This window comes from Oceanobacillus sp. CAU 1775, assembly GCF_054482815.1.
On sequence record NZ_JBTLRO010000003.1, the window covers coordinates 87,051 to 107,084 of the forward strand.

The window sequence follows — 20,034 nt, forward strand, 5'->3', positions numbered from 1 at the left end:
ATTAATTTAAATTAGGGTAAGGAGCGTAATCATTGCTACAGAAAAAATACACTTCGCTTTCCTAGGGCTCAAGATATGCCACAGGATTCTCCGTGTATTTTTTCTTACGCTATGTTTTGCAGTTGATATCTATAGATAGGAATTTTATTTTTGGTGAAAGAGATTTATCTACGTATTTACTCGGAGCAGTCTATACACTAAAAAACTCCGAAAACACTTAATCTTCAATCCGCTAAACGGAGTGGAAGGAAAAACGTACGAAGACTCCTACGGGAAAAGCATGAGGTGAAGACCCCGCAGCGAAGCGAGGAGGCTGAGGCCATGCCTTAGGATGCGCGAAGTACGTTTTTCCTGTAGCGGTAGATGCGCTCGTAATTAATGACTGCGATTTAGATATACTGTGCATGTGCTTTTAAATTCACTTAATCAACACTTTATATAAATCATTGATATATTTGAGAATATAAAAAACCCGTCACCTAAAAGTAGATGACGGGTTTTGCAATTATTAGAGTGGATTTGTAAAATGCGGTGCAGAACATGATTCTATCGCATGAGCCACATCCAGTTCCAGCGCCCAGCAACTATCAAACTTCACACTCCTCCACTGCGATAAGTCAACATCAACTCTCTTCGTTCGTTGTGTTTCCTTTATCTCGCTTCGAAGTGCTCCAGTTTGTACGTTGCTAAACGGGCGCTTCCACTTTAGTTTTAGTACTGATTATTTTTAGGCACTCCAGCTTTCGACTGACGAGCAGAAGTGAACATTGAAACTAGAAATGTGATGATTACTCCAAAAATTAATGCAAGCTTCATGAAAAGCCCTCCTTTGATATGTAAACAAGACAACATTCTTATCCTAAGGCTTATTATAACGGAAAATAAACGAAATGTGAACCAACAACTGAAATTGTTATATTATATATTATCAAATTGTTGCCAAAAAATGAATATCGGTAAATTGTTTACTAGAAAAAGATAAAAATTACAGCAACTTCACATGTTTTTTCACCCTATTGGTAAATGTAAAGGTTTACATTGTAAAATCAGCATTATTTTAAATTAGATTTATTGTAACAGTAGTTGATTTGAGGTATATTTATAGATGGGATTAAATTTATATCCTAAACAAAAATTATACCGTTCAAGAAACGGCAATAATACTTCATTGGGGGTATCAGAGTGATACAAAATGGGGAGAATGGACAACAGTTTTGGCAACAAGTTTACGGACCAAACAGGGGGTATATAGAAGAACAGTACGAGTTATACAGAGAGAATTCTGAACTAGTTGACGCATCGTTCAGAGAGATGTTCGATACATATGGTGAACCAACTTGGCTATATAAGTCCGATGGTCAAAGTCAAGCACCGTCACAAATGACAGAAAAAGATATGAAGAAACTAACCTCAGCCTTGAAATATGTTGAGGCTATTAGGCGTTACGGTCACACAGAAGCAGATATTTACCCAGTAGGTGGCTATAAAGGGGAAGAAACGACTTATCTTGATGTAAACACTTATGGTCTTACTGAACAAGATTTACGTGATATTCCTGCTGAATGGCTTTGGGAAAAAGCACCAGCTGATGTCAGAAATGGCTTAGAAGTGATTGAACGTTTGAAGAAATATTATACTGGAACAATTACATTTGAATATGATCATGTAAATAATCATGAAGAACGCGAATGGCTTTTCAATATAATTGAAGAAGGAAAAGCAAGAATTGAGCCAACAGATGAAGAAAGAAAGAACCTTCTAAAGCGCTTAGTTGAAGTAGAAGGCTTTGAGCACTTCCTAAATAAAACATTCGTTGGTCAAAAGCGATTCTCTATCGAAGGTTTAGAGATGATGGTACCGATGCTTGATGAAGTAATTAATGGCGCTGCACAGGATAGCATTGAAAATATTATGCTAGGAATGGCACACCGTGGTCGTCTTGCTGTACTTGCAAAAGTATTAGGTAAGCCTGAGGATAAAATTTTCTCAGAGTTTAATTATACTTCTGAAAAAGGATTGATGCCTTCTGAAGGCTCACAAGCTATTAGCTATGGTTGGACCGATGATGTGAAATATCACTATGGTGCAACAAAAGAAGTTCAAAATGGAAGTCAATTAAAATCGAAAGTAACTTTAGCACACAACCCATCACACTTAGAGTTTGTTAACCCAGTTGTAGAGGGCTTTGCTCGTGCTGCACAAGATGACCGTTCAAAAGCTGGTTATCCTACGCGTGACGACAAAAAAGCAATGGCAGTACTCATTCATGGGGATGCAGCTTTTATTGGTGAAGGTGTTGTTGCAGAAACTTTAAATCTATCAAATCTACCTGGCTATAGCACAGGCGGAAGTTTGCATATCATCGCAAATAACCTTGTTGGGTTTACAACAGATAGAGAAGATGGTAGATCGACGCGTTATGCGAGTGACTTGGCAAAAGGTTTTGAGATTCCTATCATTCGAGTAAATGCTGATGATCCAATCTCTTGTATCTCAGCTGTGAAAATAGCTTACGAGTACCGTAAAAAATTCAAAAAAGACTTTTTAATCGATTTAGTTGGTTACCGTCGTTATGGCCATAATGAAATGGATGAGCCACGTACAACACAACCAAGACTTTATCGTGAAATAGATGATCACCCATCGGTTTCGAAAATCTTCGCCGATCACCTCATTTCTAAAGAGGTTGTTCCAGAAGGAGAATATGACCGATTAGCTGAAGCTTCTTTCAAAGAACTAAATGAAATTTATCAGGAAATGAGCGAGCATGATATTGGCAATCCAGAAGCTAAATTAATGCCAGAGTTTCTTTTAAATGGTTTGGATCAATTTGATACAGCTGTTGATTTAGATACTTTAAAAACAATTAATAAAGAATTATTAGAGCGTCCTGAAGGCTTTAAAGGGTTTAGTAAGACAGAGCGTGTTCTGAAAAGACGTGCGAATGCATTAGAAGAAGGCAATATTGTGGACTGGGGTACAGGAGAAGCTTTAGCTTATGCTACTATCTTGAGAGATGGAATTCCAGTTCGCTTAACAGGACAGGATTCTGAGCGTGGAACATTTGCTCACCGTCATATTGTTTTAAATGATGTGGAAACAAATGAGAAGTATAGCCCAATGCATGGTTTATCAGAAGCGAAAGCATCCTTTGATATTCGTAATAGTCCACTTTCAGAAGCTGGAGTATTAGGGTTTGAATATGGATATAGCGTATATTCTTCAGATACTTTGGTTATCTGGGAAGCACAATTTGGTGACTTTGCAAACGTTGGTCAAGTAATCTTTGACCAGTTTATCTCTTCTGCACGTGCGAAGTGGGGAGAAAAATCAAACATGGTTATGCTGTTACCTCATGGATATGAGGGGCAAGGACCAGAGCATTCAAGTGCTCGTCTAGAAAGATTTTTACAATCTGCAGCTGAAAATAACTGGATCGTTGCGAACGTAACATCATCTGCACAACTGTTCCATATTTTACGCAGACAAGCAGCACTTAAAGGTCGTGACGAAGCTCGACCATTAGTGATGATGACACCGAAGAGTAGTATGATTCGAAATCCGAGAATGGGTTCTACAGCAGAAGAATTCGCAGAAGGTAATTTCGAACCACTAAGAATTCAGCCGAACTTTGAACCAAATCGTGAAAAAGCTACTCGCTTATTAATTGGTAGTGGAAAGATTATGGTTGATATCGAAGAAGAAATGGCGAATTCCGAGGAAAACTATGATTGGATGCATATCCTTCGTGTGGAGCAGTTATATCCGTTCCCTGAAAAAGCTCTAAAAGAAGAGTTAGAACAACTTCCAAACTTAGAGGAAATTGTCTGGGTTCAAGAAGAGCCGCAGAATATGGGAGCATGGGACTTTGTCGATGATTATTTAAGAGAAGTGCTTAAAGAAAATCAAAAGTTACGTGTAATTAGTCGTCCGAAACGTTCAGCACCTGCTGGAGGTATTCCGAGCATTCATAAGACAACACAAGCGAAAATCATTAACCAAGCGATTAGCAAAAATTAAAGGAGGAGTTACGGTTGCAAGATATTAAAATCCCTGAATTAGCAGAATCAATTACAGAAGGTACGATAGCAGAATGGCTTGTAAAACAAGGTGATAAAGTTGAAAAAGGCGATCCGATTATTGAACTTGAAACAGATAAAGTAAACGTTGAGGTAAACTCAGAATTCTCTGGTGTAATTACAGAAATCCTCTCTGAAGAAGGCGAAGATGTTTCTGTAGGAGATGTTGTTGCAAAGCTTGATGAAAATGGACAAGCTGGTTCAGCTGCTCCAGAAGCAGAAGCTAAGAAAGAAGAAGCACCAGCAAAAGAAGAGCCAGCGAAAGAAGCTCCGAAAGCTGAGGCACAAGCAGAAGAAACAGAAACATCAACAAATGATGTGATTGCTTCACCTGCAGCTAGAAAACGTGCACGTGAATTAAATATTGATTTAAGCAAAGTTTCTACAATTGATCCACTTGGCCGTGTTCGTCCAGAAGATGTAGAAGCAGCAGCTGCTGAGAAGTCAAAACCTGCACCACAGGCTAAAAAAGCAGAAGCTCCAGCATCTGAAAAAACAGAGTTCTCAAAACCAGTTGAACGTGTGAAGATGACAAGACGTCGTCAAACAATCGCTAAAAACTTAGTGAACGTACAACAAGAAGCAGCAATGCTTACAACATTTAACGAAATTGATATGTCAGCAATTATGCAGTTACGTGCAGAACGTAAAGACAAATTCCTTGAGAAAAATGGCGTGAAACTTGGATTTATGTCATTCTTTACGAAAGCTGTAGTAGGCGCATTAAAAGAATTCCCATTACTAAATGCTGAAATTCAAGGCAATGAATTAGTAATTAAGAAATTCTACGATATTGGTATTGCAGTTTCAACTGAAGAAGGACTAGTAGTTCCAGTTGTTCGTGATGCGGACCGTCTAGATTTTGCTGGAATTGAAGCAGAGATTATGGACCTTGGTCTAAAAGCTCGTGAAAATAAACTAGCACTTTCTGACTTACAAGGTGGAACATTCTCAATCACAAACGGTGGAATCTTTGGTTCCATGCTATCAACACCAATTCTTAACGCTCCACAGGTTGGAATTTTAGGAATGCATAATATTGTTAAACGTGCGGTAGTTATGCCAGATGATTCTATCGAAGTACGTCCGATGATGTATCTAGCACTTTCTTATGACCACCGTATTGTAGATGGTAAGGAAGCAGTACAATTCCTAGTACGCATTAAAGAAATGTTAGAAGATCCATACGATTTATTATTAGAAGGTTAATAAGTAAAATAAAAAACTCAGGCCCATGCTTTTCATACGAAGCACGGGCCTGAGTTTTTGGTATTTAAGAGAGTATAAATCCGTTCTTACTACAAAAGTACAACCAAAGCATTCAGCGTAAGACTTAGCGAATGCTATGTTTTTTAACCTTTTTCTGTACGTAGAGTAACCTTAATAAAAGTGCAATTGCTCCTGTGCTTAATCCAACGATAATTCCAACCCAGTATCCAAAGGGTTCAAGAACTGTATAATTTGCAAGGATCCAACCAGTAGGAAGTCCAACAATCCAATAAGATACAAGTGCAATCACAAGCGTCATATTTACATCTTTATAACCCCGTAATGCCCCTTGAATTGGAGCTCCAAAAGCATCAGCCAATTGATAAAAAATAGCATAAATAATGAATTGCTTCGTTAGTTCAATAACTCTTGGATCTGTATTGTATAACTCAGCAACAGTACCTCTAAACGTGAATAATATGAGTCCAGCAAACACTGCAACAATGATACCAGCTAAAACTCCTAGATACGTATATGACTTAGCATCCTTCATTCTATTTGCCCCAACTTCAAAACCAACCGCAATCGTTAACGCCATACCGATACTTAAAGGAATCATATACAGCAACGCCGAGAAGTTCATCGCTGCTTGATGCGCTGCAATTGTTGATGTACTATAGACACTCATTAACAAAGTAATCGCGGAAAAAATACTTGTTTCAAAAAAGATAGCAAACCCAATTGGTATTCCAATCTTTAGTTGTTCTAGCCAATCAGATATTCTTGGCAGGTTAACTTTTTTAAACAACTGAAACTGTTGAAAAATATGCATTCGATAGCTAAGAAAAATGGCTAGAGAACATATTAACCAATAAGTTAAAGCTGTAGCAATACCTGAGCCAATACCACCATATGCAGGAACACCTAACTTACCAAATATAAAAATATAATTTAAAACAATATTGATAGGTAAAGCGATGAGCATAATTGCCATCGAGATTCGGGTTTGTCCCAAGGCATCCATAAAACTGCGAATGGTATTAAAAACAAATAAGGGAATAATTCCCGCACCAAGTGTAATCAGATAATACTTGGCAATATGCCTTACTTCACTTTCCAAATCCATCATTTGCAAAATAGGATCAAGTAATAAAGCACCAATTATAATAATTAAAATACCTAATATAATTGCTAAATAAATTCCTTGATGTACTTTCGAAGCAATTTTTTTAAATGATTTCGCACCTAATAAGTGGGCGACAATTGGTGTGATGGCAAGAATAATTCCATTAATCCCAGTAGAAATAGGAATCCACAAACTCGAGCCAATTGCTACACCAGCTAGGTCATACACACCCGCTTGCCCACTCATCACCGTATCAAAAAAGTTCATCAAGTTCATAGAAACTTGCGTAACCAAGATAGGAATTAATATTATCAAAAAAAGTTTTAACTTAGCTTTCCAATGAGCAGTCTCATACATCTTAATCTTCCTTTTTACACTAATTTCGTTTAAACTAAATGGAGTATCTTTATGCGAAAATAGGCTGTGTTAAAGTAACTGTTATGTATTCAATCACAAATAGTTTAGAAGAGTATATTTCCGAAGCAGGTCTCTCCTCTTAACAACACCAAAAACCATAGCAAAAGCAATTATATCATGAATAAACAAGATAAATAGATAATCATCTTTAAAAGGGAATGACGGAAAGGATGTAATGAATGAAAAGCAAGAAAAGAATTCTTTTTACTGGTGGGGGAACGGCTGGTCACGTGATCGTAAACCTGGCACTTATTCCAGTTTACCAAGAAGAAGGATGGGAAATTGATTATATCGGATCATATGAAGGAATCGAGCGAAAACTCATAGAAAACCTAGATGGCGTCACTTACCATCCCATATCAACTGGAAAACTTCGACGTTATATGTCAATCGAAAATTTTAAAGATCCATTCAAAGTATTAAAAGGAACAATGCAAGCGTTCCGTATCCTCGGTAAAAGAAAGCCAGCTATTATCTTTTCAAAAGGAGGATTTGTTTCTGTTCCAGTAATGCTTGCGGCAAAACTTAGAAGTGTACCTGCTGTCATTCATGAGTCTGATTACACGCCAGGGCTAGCCAATAAATTATCTATTCCATTTGCAAAAAAAGTTTTAGCAACGTTTGAAGAAACAATGAATTTCTTACCTGAGCAAAAAAGAGAATATGTAGGGGCTATTATTCGCCAAGAACTCTTTATAGGGAGTTCAGAACGAGGTTTAAAATATGCAGGTTTAGTTGGTAAAAAACCTGTACTACTTATCATGGGCGGAAGTGCTGGATCTGTAAAAATAAATGAAACCATTCGCTCAAGTTTACCAGAATTACTCAAGCGATTTGAGATAATCCATATTTGTGGAGAAGGTAATGTTGACGAATCCATTCATGAAGCCGGCTATGTACAATTTGAATATATCAATGAAGAATTGAAAGATATTTTTGCTGCGACAGATTATGTCATATCTAGAGCAGGATCAAATGCGATTTTTGAGTTTTTAGCATTAAAAATTCCAATGTTACTTATTCCATTAACACTCGGAGCAAGTCGGGGAGATCAAATAATAAATGCAAAATCTTTTGTAGAAAAAGGTTATGCGCGTGTACTTGAAGAAGAAAACCTTACCGAGGAAAAGCTTATTGAGGATCTGAAAAATTTAATAAAAGCTTCGCCAATTATTCTTGATAAAATGGAAGCCTTTAAAGCAAGTGAAACAAGAACAAAAGTAGTTGAAATCATTAATCAATCAATGAAAAATAACCTGTAGGTATAAACTACAGGTTATTTTTATTGCATAGGAAACTATAAAATTTGAACATTGTGGATAACTATTCTGACAAGGATAGCCACGTCCGGCTACAGCGCCCAACGACTATCAAACTTCGTACTTCTTCAATCGATAAGTCAACATCGACTCGTACCTCGTCGTGTTTCCTTTATCTCATTACGAAGCACTCCAGTTTGTACGTCGCTGAACGGGCGCTTGCGCCTTTGCTCTTAATCAATTGTACCAGTGTTTAAGATTTTTACATTAATATCGAACTCTAACGTCGTTTCAGGGAATTGTTTTGTCCATTCTTCATTTGTAAGGCCACTACCTTTCCTAGTTGCATTGTAGAGTCTACCTAATCCAAACGCATCAGAGTTATGTTCTTGAAGTTTTGCAAAAAGTGTTTCATATTTTTCTTTATAGAAGTTCTCGATATTTTTTTCTAGTTTCTTTTTTGTACTTCTTGTTTTAATATCGATGAGAGCAGAGGTTTCTAATAGCTCAACTTTAAGGTTAATTTCTACTTTATACTTGAGCGCTTCTTGATCTACGAGTTTTAGTTTACTTTTCCCGGTTATTAGTGATAAGAAGACATGAATCTTCTCATTTTCTTCCTCACGATCACCATCCACATCACTTATATATTCTCGGAATTCTTCAGTTGGTACATGTGCCTCTAATGGGGTGCGTTTAACATTTTTTCTAAATAAGTTAACTAAAAAAGCATCTTCTATAGGGATTTCACCTACGTATTTATCAATATGAAGCAGTGCTGCCCCGTTTAGTGTAGGGAATTCATCGATTACTTCTATTAGAGGTAAAATTGGATCTATACCAACTTGTTCAACCGTTCTTGTAAAATCGTGAAGTGTAACACCTGGAAGTGCATCTTGATATATTTCTTTCGATATCAAATCTTGAAGATATTGGGCCGCATTCACATCTATTTGTCTCTCGGTTTCTAATACTTCTTTTGCCGACTGATTTGTCACAGCAAGTAACATCATTTCGGAGACTCGAGCATCACGGATTAAGGTGTTTACGAAGGATAGAATTCCGCTTTCTGCTGCCTCTTTCCCATAAACTTCGACTCGAATGTGGCCGGGTGATAACTCAAAACTTGTTTTCTTCTCCGCATCTTCTCGAGCGCCTTTAATTGTTGTTCCTTTTCCGCTAATTATATCGATAATTTCTTGAGCTTGTGGGTCAAAAATATAAGGAATAATTGTTGTTTCAATGAATTTTCCATCATCTTCTTCCTCGACAAGATCAATCCCGCGTGCATTTATAATCGCAGTTTGCTCAATCTGAGAAGTCGGAATACAAGCTTGTAAAATAAAAATTACCACGAGTAACAGAAGAAGTATCTTATTCTGCATTTAATGGCACTCCTTTCTTTTTCTTCTGCTTTCTCTTCTTAAATAGAACTAGTGGAAGAAGAATAAAAGGATAAACATATACGAGCCACATGCCGTAATTTCGTACCGTATCAATGAGTTGCTGTATGTCAAAATGCTCTCTAAAAAGTGGAATTAAGGCGAATAGTATCCCTGAAGTTAGATACAAGCTTAGTTTGGTTGACGTTTTAAATAGCCTTTTCGCAATATAAGTGATTCCCCACATAAGAAGAATCATTCGAGGTACTGTAACCATCATCCATTCTGCAACAACGATGTAATCCAGTCTCTCTATTATAGGTGTAGTTTGTAGTTTAAATAAATTCATAACAGGCCAAATACGTCTTTCAAGCTGGCCAGGACTTAAAAATCCAATTGCCGTAATAGTTGTCAAGAGCACAATAAAAGTCGCCCAAGTAGTTCCTAATAGTATTGGCACACGAATATTTTTTTTATTCCTTACAAAGGGATAGATAAAGAAAAGTATTTCAAAACCCATAAAAGTGTATGCAGTAGATGTCATGCCGAGCAAAAGTCCTTTCAAATCAGTATCCATAACAGGAAGGAAATTATGAAAGTCCATTTGTGTTAAAGGTTGATAGAGCATTAAAATGATCCAGTTAGAAAGGATACAAAACAAAAACACAACCCCTACAATAACCTTTAGTCCTCCTACAGAAGAGTAAATGATTAGTGTGAGAAGCATAAATCCTAATAGGAGTGGTTCTAAGTTAGGAAATATAAATACATTGACGATTTCTACATAGGTGATAAGCGTCGATAGGATATGGGCTCCAAAATACACAATGTAGATTATTCCAATTAATTTAGAAATAAATGTTCCAAATATATCTGCATGAATCCCTAAAATATCTGAACTTTCATACCTGGAAAGAATAAATAACATGGTAGAGAGTACTAACAGTACAAAGAGATATGCAAGTATAATTGAAATCCATGCATCATGCCCAGCTTTATCAAATACAATTCTTGGGGTTCCAATCATTCCAACCCCAAGATGTGTGGAGCTAACAATAAAAAACATGTAAAATGCACGGAATTGTTTATCCTTCGTTATTTGTACATTTACTTCCATAATATCGCCTACTCATTCATATCTTTTTTCTCATGGGCTTTTTTCTCACTGAATGTACGTTTATCCTTTAATCGATAAGATAGGAATCTGCGGCCCTGTTTTTCTATTGGAAAACGAAAGAAGACTTTATTAAAGTCAGCTAATCGTAATGGGTAAAGCGGTGTAAGGTATGGTCTTCCAAGTGAGCGGAGTTTTATTAAATGAATGACTATCATGCTTCCACCAAATACGATTCCGATGATTCCAAATAGACCACTTAAAATAATAAGTGGAAAACGGATTAATCGAATGGTATTACCCATTAAGTAGCTTGGTGTGGTGAAGGATGCAAGCGCACTCATAGTTACAAGTATGATGAGAATATTACTAGTGAGGCCAGCTTGAACAGCTGCGGTACCTACTACAACACCACCAACGATACCAATCGTCTGACCTATCTTAGTAGGTAGTCTCGCTCCAGCTTCTTTTAATAGTTCAATCATTAATTCAAGAAATAGTACTTCTAATATTGGTGGAAATGGTACTGAAGCTCTTGATTGTCCGATAGAGATGAGTAATTGGGTCGGAATTAGTTCATAATGATAAGTCGTTGCTGCAATATACATAGGCGTTAGTAGCACAGTAAGAATTGCCGCTAGAAATCGCACAACACGAAGCAAAGTTCCCGCGTTCCAATGTAAATACAAGTCCTCTGTCGATTCAAAAAAGCTAAAAAATGTAGATGGAGCAATCATCACTAATGGACTATCCTCTACCAAGACTATAATTTTACCCGCTTTAACCGTGTACATCGCACGGTCTACTAATTCAGTCGTCGCAAATAAAGGAAAAAGGGTTGTTGAAGAGTCTAAAATATACTGCTTCAATCGATGTATATCTTCTATCGTATCTACTTCTAATTCTGTTAGTCTTTTCCTCATCGTATTAACATCTGTATCATTAGCAACATTCTTCATGTAAATAATTCTTGTTTCTTTAGGAAACCTTTCCCCAATATAAAGTTTTTCCATGACGAGATCAGGTGAGTTGAGTCGCCATGATAATATATTTATATTACTAATAAGTGATTCGGTAAATGCAAGCTGTGGTCCAAGTACGATGGATTCCGTTTCAGCTTTTCCAAGTGAACGCTTTTCGACATTTGCTATATTATAAAAGATAACTTCTTTTTCTTTTTCTACATATATATATACATCCCCAGCAACCAGTCCTTGTATGATTTGATTAATATCTGTAGTTGATTTTCCTTGGCCGAGAGGAATTTCATTTAATATTGTCTCATTAGACCAATCACTTTCAATATCTAGTAATGTATGTAGTAATTGGTTTTCCATCTTTTCTTGATCCACTAGATAAGGGAGATAAAATACGGCTGCTTTATTTTTTTCTTGATTGTATACAGTGAAACTTAAATCATTATCATTCGTTAATTTTGTTTCAATACGTTTCTTTAATATATCAATGGCAAGTGGAAAAGTAGATTGAGTATTTCCATTGTCTAGTTGGCGCATAGTAACCTCCAGCTAAGAATCATTTCTTTGGTAGTATGTAACGGATACACTTAAATTATCCAAGTATAGAAAACAAAATTCGACTTTTTTTAATAGCTGCTAAACTTTAATGTTTTTTGGAGGAAAGCCCGCTGCGTTAACTCTACTTCATGATTTTAGTAGAAGAATTTATTATTAATTAGAGATAACATAGCATAATGAAACATAAAGTGAGTTTGAATAAAAAAAATAGTACTTCTTCGACGTGACAAAAGAATCATTTTTCACAAAATTCAATATTAATATTGAATTTTTATGCACTGTGATGTATTATAGTGATATAACTTAATAGGGGTGAAGAAATGAGGGGAATTGTTCGAAATTGTCGATTGTGTCAAGAGTCAATGGAAAATAGCCCATTTATGCTATGCACAACCTGTCATAGAGAAAGCGAACAAGTATGGAATTTTATTCGTAAGAACCCTCTAGTTTCAATCAAAGATATTTCTGTAGCAACTGAAGTTGAATACGCCAAAGTGGATCGAATGATTCATTATGGTGTAGAAAGAAATCGAAGAGAGTTAAACAAGATACTTTGAAACCCTTTTTATAGATTACCTTTTAGAATAACTCAGATAAACTTGAGGTATTCTTTTTTTGTGTGGAATCATTCGAATCATTTAAGTTTCTTCATAGACATAGTTACAATATTTTAAAAAAGCTATTGACTTATAAAATTCTAAATACTATAATTTACTACGATATGCGAAATAATATAAAGGAGGTCATTAAGATGAAAAAGACAATTAACAGAGCAAAGCAGCAAAATAAAATAATGAAAATGACCTTCGTAAACAGGAATATTTAGTATTATCATACGCGTATTCTTTCTTTTGGTCGGTCATACAACTATGACCACATGTATAATATAATTCACTTAGTGAAAATAGCTCATACACACGTGTCATAGGAAACGTGTGTTTTTTAATGGAAAAATATGTAACTAAAGCGGGTGAGCAAGTGTTTAGGATATTTATAAATTTAAACTGGTTTTTCAAACATTATTGGAAAAGATACACATTTGCAGTAATCGCACTAATAACTGCAAGTGCAATTGGATTAGTACCACCGAAACTAATCGGTTTTGCTATAGATCAAATTCAATTTAATACATTAACAATGGAGTTATTGCAAACGATTATTTTATATCTTTTTCTTCTATTACTAGCACATTATATAATCTCCTTTTTATGGGACTATACATTATTTGGTGGAGCAGTAATTTTAGAAAGATGGATTAGAAGTGATTTGATGGATCATTTCCTAAGGATGACGCCGACCTTCTTTGGTAGATACCGAACAGGAGATTTAATGGCACGATCAACAAATGACCTTAAGGCAATCAGTTTAACAGCAGGGTTTGGTGTCTTAACGTTAGTTGATTCAAGTATCTTTATGTTGATGATTATTGGAGTAATGGTTTTCACGATAAGTTGGGAATTGACTTTAGCAGCACTTTTACCATTACCGATTATGGCAATTATTATGAATAAATATGGAGCAGCAATCCATGCGAGATTTACGAAAGCGCAGGCTGCTTTTGGAGAGATGAATAACGATGTATTAGAATCAATCCGTGGGGTGCGCGTGATTCGTGCCTTTGTACAAGAAAAACAAGATTTAAATCGTTTTGACCAAACGACAGAAGATGTCTATTTAAAAAATATGGAAGTAACTAAAATTGATGCATTGTTTGAACCTACAATGAAAATATTGATCGGATTGTCCTATACGATTGGTCTAGGCTATGGTGCATTTCTCGTATTTGAAAACAAAATGACGATGGGTGATTTAGTAACCTTTAACGTATACCTTGGAATGTTGATTTGGCCGATGTTTGCCGTTGGTGAGCTAATTAATATCTTACAACGTGGGAATGCATCACTCGATCGTGTGAATGAAACGCTTAATTATCGAGCTGATGTGAAGGATAGTGAAGATGCAAAAACACTTAAAACAGTGGAATCTATTCATTTTGATAACGTTACTTTTTCATATCCAATGACAGACCGTAATCAGTTGGAAGGGATTAACCTTCATATAAATAAAGGTCAAACCATTGGAGTTGTTGGTAAAACAGGTGCAGGAAAGACGTCATTATTTAAATTATTACTTAGGCAGTACCCAGGAGTAAAAGGGAAAATAACCTTCACTGATGTCGACATTGATGATCTTCGATTACAAGATTTACGGGATTGGATTGGCTATGTCCCACAAGACCAAATCATGTTCTCAAAATCGATTCGGGAAAACATTCAATTTGGAAAACCTGATGCAACAGATAAAGAGATTTTTCGAGTGATGGATTTAGCTCATTTTCTTGATGATATCAAGCAGTTACCAAAAGGACTGGATACAGAAGTTGGTGAAAGTGGTGTAACGCTTTCTGGTGGTCAAAAGCAGCGAGTAGCTTTAGCAAGGGCATTTATAAAAGACCCTGAAATACTCATTCTAGATGACTCGATGTCTGCAGTCGATGGAAAAACAGAAGCAAATATTATTAAGCATTTACGAGAAGAAAGAAAAAATAAAACAACGTTAATTGCTGCACATAGGCTTTCAAGCGTAACCCATGCCGATCATATTATTGTTTTAGAAGACGGTCGAATCGTAGAAGAAGGCAGACACGAAGAGTTACTTAAGCTTGGTGGATGGTATAAAGAACAATATGAAGATCAACAGCTTAAAGGGGAAGGGGGCTCTTAAGATGAAAAAGCCATCAACAGAAAAGAGACTTATTCAATATGCTTTACAATATAAAAAAGGTATTATTATTGGGATAATTTGTTTGATGATAGCAGTAGCTTTAGAGCTTGCTGGACCCTTAATAGCGAAAACAGTAATTGATGATCATATTTTAGGTGTTGAAGGTTATTTTCAGGAAGTAGCTGAAGATAACGATCGCTTTACGATTACACATGAGCATAAACTTTATAAGCGTGTGGACCGATTAGAACCTACTGATCAAGTATTAAGTGAACCAATTACAATTTTACAGGTTGGCTTATCCTATTACATGATAGAAGATGAAACCCCGTTACAAGGCGTTCGCGATGTTTCAGTTGATACGCTACAAATAGAGTATGGCGATGAAGTTTATACCTATGATGCATTACAATTAACACTTGATGAGATGTATCAATTCTTCCAGCCTGAGCAACGGCCGATTATTGTCCTTCTTGTCCTTTATATGGTGCTATTAATCATTGCGGGTGTATTTAAGTATTTTGAAACCTACTTATTACAAAAGTCATCGAACCAGATAATAAAGAAAATGCGAATGGATTTATTTTCCCACACACAGCGTATCCCAATTAGTTATTATAATGATCGTCCAGCGGGTACCATTGTTGCTAGAATAACGAATGATACGGAAGCTATTCGAGATTTATATGAGCGCGTTTTATCGATAGTTATTTCTAGTTTCGTCTATATGGGTGGAATATTTATTGCGCTATTTATTCTAGATGCACAGTTAGCAATGATGTGTTTAATACTAATTCCAGTACTTTATTTATGGATGAAGGGCTATAAATACTACGGCTCAAAATACAATAAAGTGATTCGTTCAACGATTAGTAAAATCAATGGAAATATTAATGAAGCAATTCAAGGTATGCCAATTATTCAAGCATTTAATCAAGAGAAACGGATAAAAGATGAGTATGAAGTTTTAAACAAACGACATTTTACTTTCCAAAAGAAACTTGTGAAATTGAGTGCACTTACTTCTTATAATTTGGTAACAGCTTTCCGCAACTTAACTTTCGTAGGATTTGTTTGGTATTTTGGTTCAAGTTCATTTGATTTAACGAGTGTAATTTCCATTGGGATGCTTTATGCATTTGTTGATTATATAACGAGATTATTTGATCCTGTGACAGATATTGTGAACCAACTACCATTGCTTGAACAGGCTCGTGTTGCAGGACATCGTGTGTTTGAATTAATGGATTATGAAGGTGAGGATGTTCATTACGAAGCAGTAAATCGATATGCGGGCCATGTGATTTTTGACAAGGTAAGCTTTGCATATAACGATGTCGATTATGTTTTGAACGACATCTCCTTTGAAGTAAAGCCAGGTGAGACTGCAGCTTTTGTCGGTCATACTGGCTCAGGAAAAAGTTCGATTATGAATTTACTATTTCGCTTTTATGACCCGCAAAAAGGTCAGATAACGATTGATGGCTTTGAAACGGGGGAGTGGTCAAGGCAACAAGTGAGAAGCCATATGGGAATTGTCCTTCAAGACCCGTTCTTGTTTACCGGAACGATCCTTTCCAATGTCACGATGAATGATCCTGATATTTCAAGACAACAGGCAATAGAAGCATTGGAAGCAGTTGGAGCTAAAGAATTTATAGAGAGATTGCCTAAAGGTTATGATGAAGTCGTAACAGAAGACGGCAGTACTTTTTCGCTTGGTGAAAGACAACTTATCTCATTTGCTCGTGCCTTAGCGTTCGATCCTGCGATTTTGATCTTAGATGAAGCAACTGCGAATATTGATACGGAAACAGAAACGATTATTCAAAATGCATTAGAAGTTTTGAAAAAAGACCGTACAACTTTAGTAATTGCTCATCGCTTATCGACCATTCAACAAGCAGATACGATTCTGGTTCTTGAACAAGGAACTATTAAAGAACGTGGAAACCATGATACACTAATCAAAGAGAAGGGTTTATATTACCAAATGTATTTGATGCAGCAGGGTGGAAGTCGAACTGCTGGTTAAGTAGTGGGGTGCATCATGGATAGAAATGAAGAAGAAAATCATAAAGATATTATTGATGAAGACCTATATGAGGAAATAGACGAAGAAGAACTTTATGAATTGGTTCAGGAAGAAAAGGAAAAAGCACTAGCAAGAGCAAAGGAAAGAAGAGAAGAAAAACCAAAATCAGTTTTTCCTAAATGGGCTTTTTGGTTAATCGCCGTTGCAATGCTATTCAGTGTATTTGCATACATTCCACAAACTTTTTCGATTCCAGCAATTGAATTTATAAAGACTTCAACGAGGTTATCAGCTCAAGCTGATATTCAAGAGTACAAGGAAGCTGTAGTTGTTATCGAAACACAGGATGGTACAGGGACTGGTTTTTCCATTAGTGAAAACGGAAAAATATTAACAAATCATCATGTTATTGAAGGCGAAGAACGTGTAACAGTAGCTTTTCCAGAAGACGGCCTGCATCAAGGACATGTTGTAGCGACATTTCCGGATATTGACCTAGCTATTGTTGAAACGAACGCAGAAGACGTGCCATTTTTAACATTGGCTGAAAGGACAACTTACGCAGAAAATGAAGAAATATATTTTATTGGTAATCCATTACGATTCAATGGGATTGCTAATGAAGGCGAAATTATTGATTATACACAACTTGCGAGCTGGGACTTACCAGTTATAATGATTCAAGCCCCGGTGTACAGGGGCAATAGCGGTAGCCCAATTATTACAAAAGACGGTGAAGTAATTGGAGTTATCTTTGCCACTTTAAATCATGATGACCATGGCAGAGTAGGATTATTTGTGCCAATTGATTACTATTATGATGTGCTTGAAGAATAGTACGTGCGTTTACTGACTTCCAAAGAGGGTATAAATAAACATCTATACATTAATGGAGGTAGTAAAGATGTATTCTTTTACTAGTAAATTACTTACCTATAATATTGCAGCGACAGACGGTGAAATGGGAAAAGTTAAAGACCTTTATATGGAAGACAAAACATGGCATATTCGTTATGCGATTGTCGATACGCGTAGGTGGTTAGCGGAACGTAAAGTTCTTTTGCCACCGTCGTCATTTAGTCGAATAAATGAAGAGGAAGAAGTACTTGAGGTTGAGTATGACAAAGAAATGATTAAAAAAAGCCCGCCTGTTCCCGAAGAATCTGATTTGACGCATGATAAAGAAAATCAACTCATTAAATACTTTGGATGGTCACGAGACTTTAACGAAAAACCATTAATTAGTGGTGAACATCGGGTTATTGGTGTTTTCAAAACGGATAATGAGATGACAAGGGAACCAGTTGATTATGAACGAGAACAACTAATTGAAAATCACCGAGACAATAATTTACGCAGTCATGAAGAAATAATTGGTGCGCGAGTTCACGGCTCAAATGGAAAACTTGGTAAGGTAGTTGATTTTATTTATGATGAGAACTGGATCATTAAGTATATGGTTACCCAAAGTGCAGCGCTACTAAAAGACGGATATAGTTACTGCTCAGTTAATGAAATTGCTTCCATCGATTGGTTTGAGGGAGATGTTTATCTCGATATAACAGTCGAAGCTTACCAAGATGGAGTCGCATTTAAAAACAAGAAAGATATTTTGCATAGTCTTTCACAAAATGAATTACTATAAAATCTTATACCAACAATGAAAAAAGAAGCGTCAACTAAAGTATTTCTCAGGTTGATGCTTTTTTCATATTAATTCCAAGACATTCATTTAGATGTAATAAATAGTAATATTTTTTTAATTTAATTGTAAGCCTATTGTTATAGCTTAAACCCATCAATTCATATAGGATTAGATTTAGGAAAAGTTTTCTTAATCAATTGGCTTTGTTAAAGCTGATTGTTGATATTTCTGGATTTTAGAAATGAAAAAGAGAAATAAATGGAATAATTTTCTTAAAATCAAAGAGTTTTCACAATTACTTCAATTTATAACAAGTGATGGTAGGTATGAGAGATGAGAAATAATGGGGAGAATTTTAATTTAATTGTAGAGAAAAATAAACGTTATCCAAGTGACGGGGTGGTGCGTGAATGGAAATGATTGATTTCACAGAACAACCATCTATTGAAGATACTGTACAACAAATTCAGCAAGGCAATAAAGACTTACAAAATTATTTATTAAAAGCGTATCAACCATTTATTGCAAAAACAGTATCTGAAGTCTGTAAGCGATTTATTAATCCAGAAAAGGATGATGAATTTAGTATTGGTCTCTATGCTTTTAATGAAGCACTTTTTCTTTATGCAAAAAACAAAGGAAGTACATTTCTTTCGTTTGCCAAGCTGATTATTAAAAGAAAAGTAATTGACTATATAAGGTATCAGGCCCGTCGTCAACAGGCGATTTCATTTGACCAATATTACGATGAAGATTTAATGGAAAATCCAGCAGAGATAGTAGCGGTCTTAACAAAGTACGATGAAGAACGTGATACTTCTAGACTTCACGAAGAAATTATAGAGTATATTACGAAGCTCCGTGAATATAATTTATGTATCGCAGAACTTGAAGAAATAGCGCCGAAACATTGGGATGCAAGAGATAACGCAGTATGTGTTGCAAGAACGCTAACAAAAGATAAAGCAATGCGTGAATATGTATTATCGAAAAAGAAATTACCAATGAAAAGATTAGAAAAGTCTGTGCACCTTAGTAAGAAAACCTTAGAAAGAAACCGTAAGTATATATTAGCTGTTTTCATCGTACTTAATGGAAACTTCATATATTTAGAAGAATATATTAAAGATAAAGGTAAGTAACAATTGGGTTCATCTCTAAGCAGATGAACCCAATTTAATTATTAAATGCTTTAGACTTTTAAAGTCAGCATTTCTACATCTTTCATGGCATGATCCAAATAATAAATGAGCTGATCATGTGATTGAATAATTTGTTCTTCTTCTAATGAATAGTGATACGCATTGAGAAATTTCTCAATTCTTTTAGAGAGGATATCATCCCTCGTGCGAACCATCAGGACAAGCAGTTCATCCCATTGACCCCATAACGTGTAATATAAAGCTTTGTCATAATCAGGAATCACAATATTCCCTCCTAACTAGAAGTTTCATTTTATTGTTCCCTAAAACTTGAACTGATTTCCCACAAGAAAACTGGGCTTGGTTC

The 20,034-nt window shown here is 35.9% G+C and carries 14 protein-coding genes; 9 read left to right on the forward strand and 5 right to left on the reverse strand.

The features are described from left to right. The first annotated feature begins 1,182 nt into the window (after positions 1 to 1,182). Both ACXYMZ_RS06560 and odhB read left to right on the forward strand, forming a co-directional pair. Complete coding sequence (locus ACXYMZ_RS06560; RefSeq protein WP_458947584.1) at positions 1,183 to 4,020, forward strand: 2-oxoglutarate dehydrogenase E1 component; 2,838 nt, start codon at positions 1,183 to 1,185, stop codon at positions 4,018 to 4,020. Positions 4,021 to 4,034: 14 nt separating this feature from the next. Continuing rightward, complete coding sequence (odhB, locus tag ACXYMZ_RS06565) at positions 4,035 to 5,288, forward strand: 2-oxoglutarate dehydrogenase complex dihydrolipoyllysine-residue succinyltransferase (protein WP_458947585.1); 1,254 nt, start codon at positions 4,035 to 4,037, stop codon at positions 5,286 to 5,288. 124 nt (positions 5,289 to 5,412) lie between these two features. Here odhB and ACXYMZ_RS06570 read toward each other — a convergent pair whose 3' ends face one another. Further along, complete coding sequence (locus ACXYMZ_RS06570; protein WP_458947586.1) at positions 5,413 to 6,771, reverse strand: MATE family efflux transporter; 1,359 nt, start codon at positions 6,769 to 6,771, stop codon at positions 5,413 to 5,415. A gap of 239 nt (positions 6,772 to 7,010) precedes the next feature. Between ACXYMZ_RS06570 and ACXYMZ_RS06575 the strand changes: the two genes are divergently transcribed. Then, positions 7,011 to 8,093 carry an undecaprenyldiphospho-muramoylpentapeptide beta-N-acetylglucosaminyltransferase gene (locus tag ACXYMZ_RS06575; protein ID WP_458947587.1) on the forward strand — a complete coding sequence of 361 codons (1,083 nt, stop codon included), beginning with the start codon at positions 7,011 to 7,013 and terminating at the stop codon, positions 8,091 to 8,093. A gap of 230 nt (positions 8,094 to 8,323) precedes the next feature. On the opposite strand, the gene ACXYMZ_RS06580 is transcribed toward ACXYMZ_RS06575, so the two are convergent. Genes ACXYMZ_RS06580 through ACXYMZ_RS06590 form a run of 3 tightly spaced genes read right to left on the reverse strand, consistent with a single transcriptional unit; the run spans position 8,324 to position 12,100 of the window. Continuing rightward, positions 8,324 to 9,475 (reverse strand): Ger(x)C family spore germination protein, encoded by a 1,152-nt coding sequence (locus ACXYMZ_RS06580; RefSeq protein ID WP_458947588.1) that lies wholly within the window; start codon positions 9,473 to 9,475, stop codon positions 8,324 to 8,326. After that, positions 9,465 to 10,589 (reverse strand): GerAB/ArcD/ProY family transporter, encoded by a 1,125-nt coding sequence (locus ACXYMZ_RS06585; RefSeq protein ID WP_458947589.1) that lies wholly within the window; start codon positions 10,587 to 10,589, stop codon positions 9,465 to 9,467. The genes ACXYMZ_RS06580 and ACXYMZ_RS06585 overlap by 11 nt, the downstream gene beginning before the upstream one ends. Before the next feature lie 8 nt (positions 10,590 to 10,597). Continuing rightward, a complete protein-coding gene (locus tag ACXYMZ_RS06590) occupies positions 10,598 to 12,100 on the reverse strand; it encodes a spore germination protein (RefSeq protein WP_458947590.1) in 1,503 nt (500 codons plus the stop codon). Positions 12,101 to 12,441: 341 nt separating this feature from the next. On the opposite strand from ACXYMZ_RS06590, the gene ACXYMZ_RS06595 reads away from it, so the two are divergent. From ACXYMZ_RS06595 to sigI, 6 genes are all read left to right on the forward strand, one after another. Further along, positions 12,442 to 12,678: a hypothetical protein gene (locus tag ACXYMZ_RS06595; RefSeq protein WP_458947591.1), complete on the forward strand. Its 237-nt coding sequence runs from the start codon at positions 12,442 to 12,444 to the stop codon at positions 12,676 to 12,678. A gap of 388 nt (positions 12,679 to 13,066) precedes the next feature. Next, positions 13,067 to 14,845: an ABC transporter ATP-binding protein gene (locus tag ACXYMZ_RS06600; protein ID WP_458947592.1), complete on the forward strand. Its 1,779-nt coding sequence runs from the start codon at positions 13,067 to 13,069 to the stop codon at positions 14,843 to 14,845. 1 nt (position 14,846) lies between these two features. Then, positions 14,847 to 16,880, forward strand: a complete 2,034-nt coding sequence (locus ACXYMZ_RS06605) for an ABC transporter ATP-binding protein (protein ID WP_458947593.1) — start codon at positions 14,847 to 14,849, stop codon at positions 16,878 to 16,880. 15 nt (positions 16,881 to 16,895) lie between these two features. After that, positions 16,896 to 17,717 carry a S1 family peptidase gene (locus tag ACXYMZ_RS06610; RefSeq protein ID WP_458947594.1) on the forward strand — a complete coding sequence of 274 codons (822 nt, stop codon included), beginning with the start codon at positions 16,896 to 16,898 and terminating at the stop codon, positions 17,715 to 17,717. Between the two features lie 67 nt (positions 17,718 to 17,784). Beyond that, entirely contained in the window at positions 17,785 to 18,525 is a 741-nt protein-coding gene (locus tag ACXYMZ_RS06615; RefSeq protein ID WP_458947595.1) for a PRC-barrel domain-containing protein, read from the forward strand. 410 nt (positions 18,526 to 18,935) lie between these two features. Then, a complete protein-coding gene (gene sigI, locus ACXYMZ_RS06620) occupies positions 18,936 to 19,667 on the forward strand; it encodes an RNA polymerase sigma-I factor (protein ID WP_458947596.1) in 732 nt (243 codons plus the stop codon). 50 nt (positions 19,668 to 19,717) lie between these two features. Here the strand turns inward: sigI and ACXYMZ_RS06625 are convergent, their stop codons facing one another. Continuing rightward, the gene (locus tag ACXYMZ_RS06625) at positions 19,718 to 19,954 is read right to left on the reverse strand and encodes a YhdB family protein (RefSeq protein ID WP_458947828.1); all 237 of its coding nucleotides are present in this window, start codon (positions 19,952 to 19,954) and stop codon (positions 19,718 to 19,720) included. Between the last annotated feature and the right edge of the window lie 80 nt (positions 19,955 to 20,034).

Coding starts and splice junctions, on each gene's coding strand:
- ACXYMZ_RS06570 (WP_458947586.1), bottom strand. CDS start 6,771: ATGTATGAGACTGCTCATTGGAAAGCTAAGTTAAAACTTTTTTTGATA.
- ACXYMZ_RS06575 (WP_458947587.1), top strand. CDS start 7,011: ATGAAAAGCAAGAAAAGAATTCTTTTTACTGGTGGGGGAACGGCTGGT.
- ACXYMZ_RS06580 (WP_458947588.1), bottom strand. CDS start 9,475: ATGCAGAATAAGATACTTCTTCTGTTACTCGTGGTAATTTTTATTTTA.
- ACXYMZ_RS06585 (WP_458947589.1), bottom strand. CDS start 10,589: ATGGAAGTAAATGTACAAATAACGAAGGATAAACAATTCCGTGCATTT.
- ACXYMZ_RS06590 (WP_458947590.1), bottom strand. CDS start 12,100: ATGCGCCAACTAGACAATGGAAATACTCAATCTACTTTTCCACTTGCC.
- ACXYMZ_RS06595 (WP_458947591.1), top strand. CDS start 12,442: ATGAGGGGAATTGTTCGAAATTGTCGATTGTGTCAAGAGTCAATGGAA.
- ACXYMZ_RS06600 (WP_458947592.1), top strand. CDS start 13,067: ATGGAAAAATATGTAACTAAAGCGGGTGAGCAAGTGTTTAGGATATTT.
- ACXYMZ_RS06605 (WP_458947593.1), top strand. CDS start 14,847: ATGAAAAAGCCATCAACAGAAAAGAGACTTATTCAATATGCTTTACAA.
- ACXYMZ_RS06610 (WP_458947594.1), top strand. CDS start 16,896: ATGGATAGAAATGAAGAAGAAAATCATAAAGATATTATTGATGAAGAC.
- ACXYMZ_RS06615 (WP_458947595.1), top strand. CDS start 17,785: ATGTATTCTTTTACTAGTAAATTACTTACCTATAATATTGCAGCGACA.
- sigI (WP_458947596.1), top strand. CDS start 18,936: ATGGAAATGATTGATTTCACAGAACAACCATCTATTGAAGATACTGTA.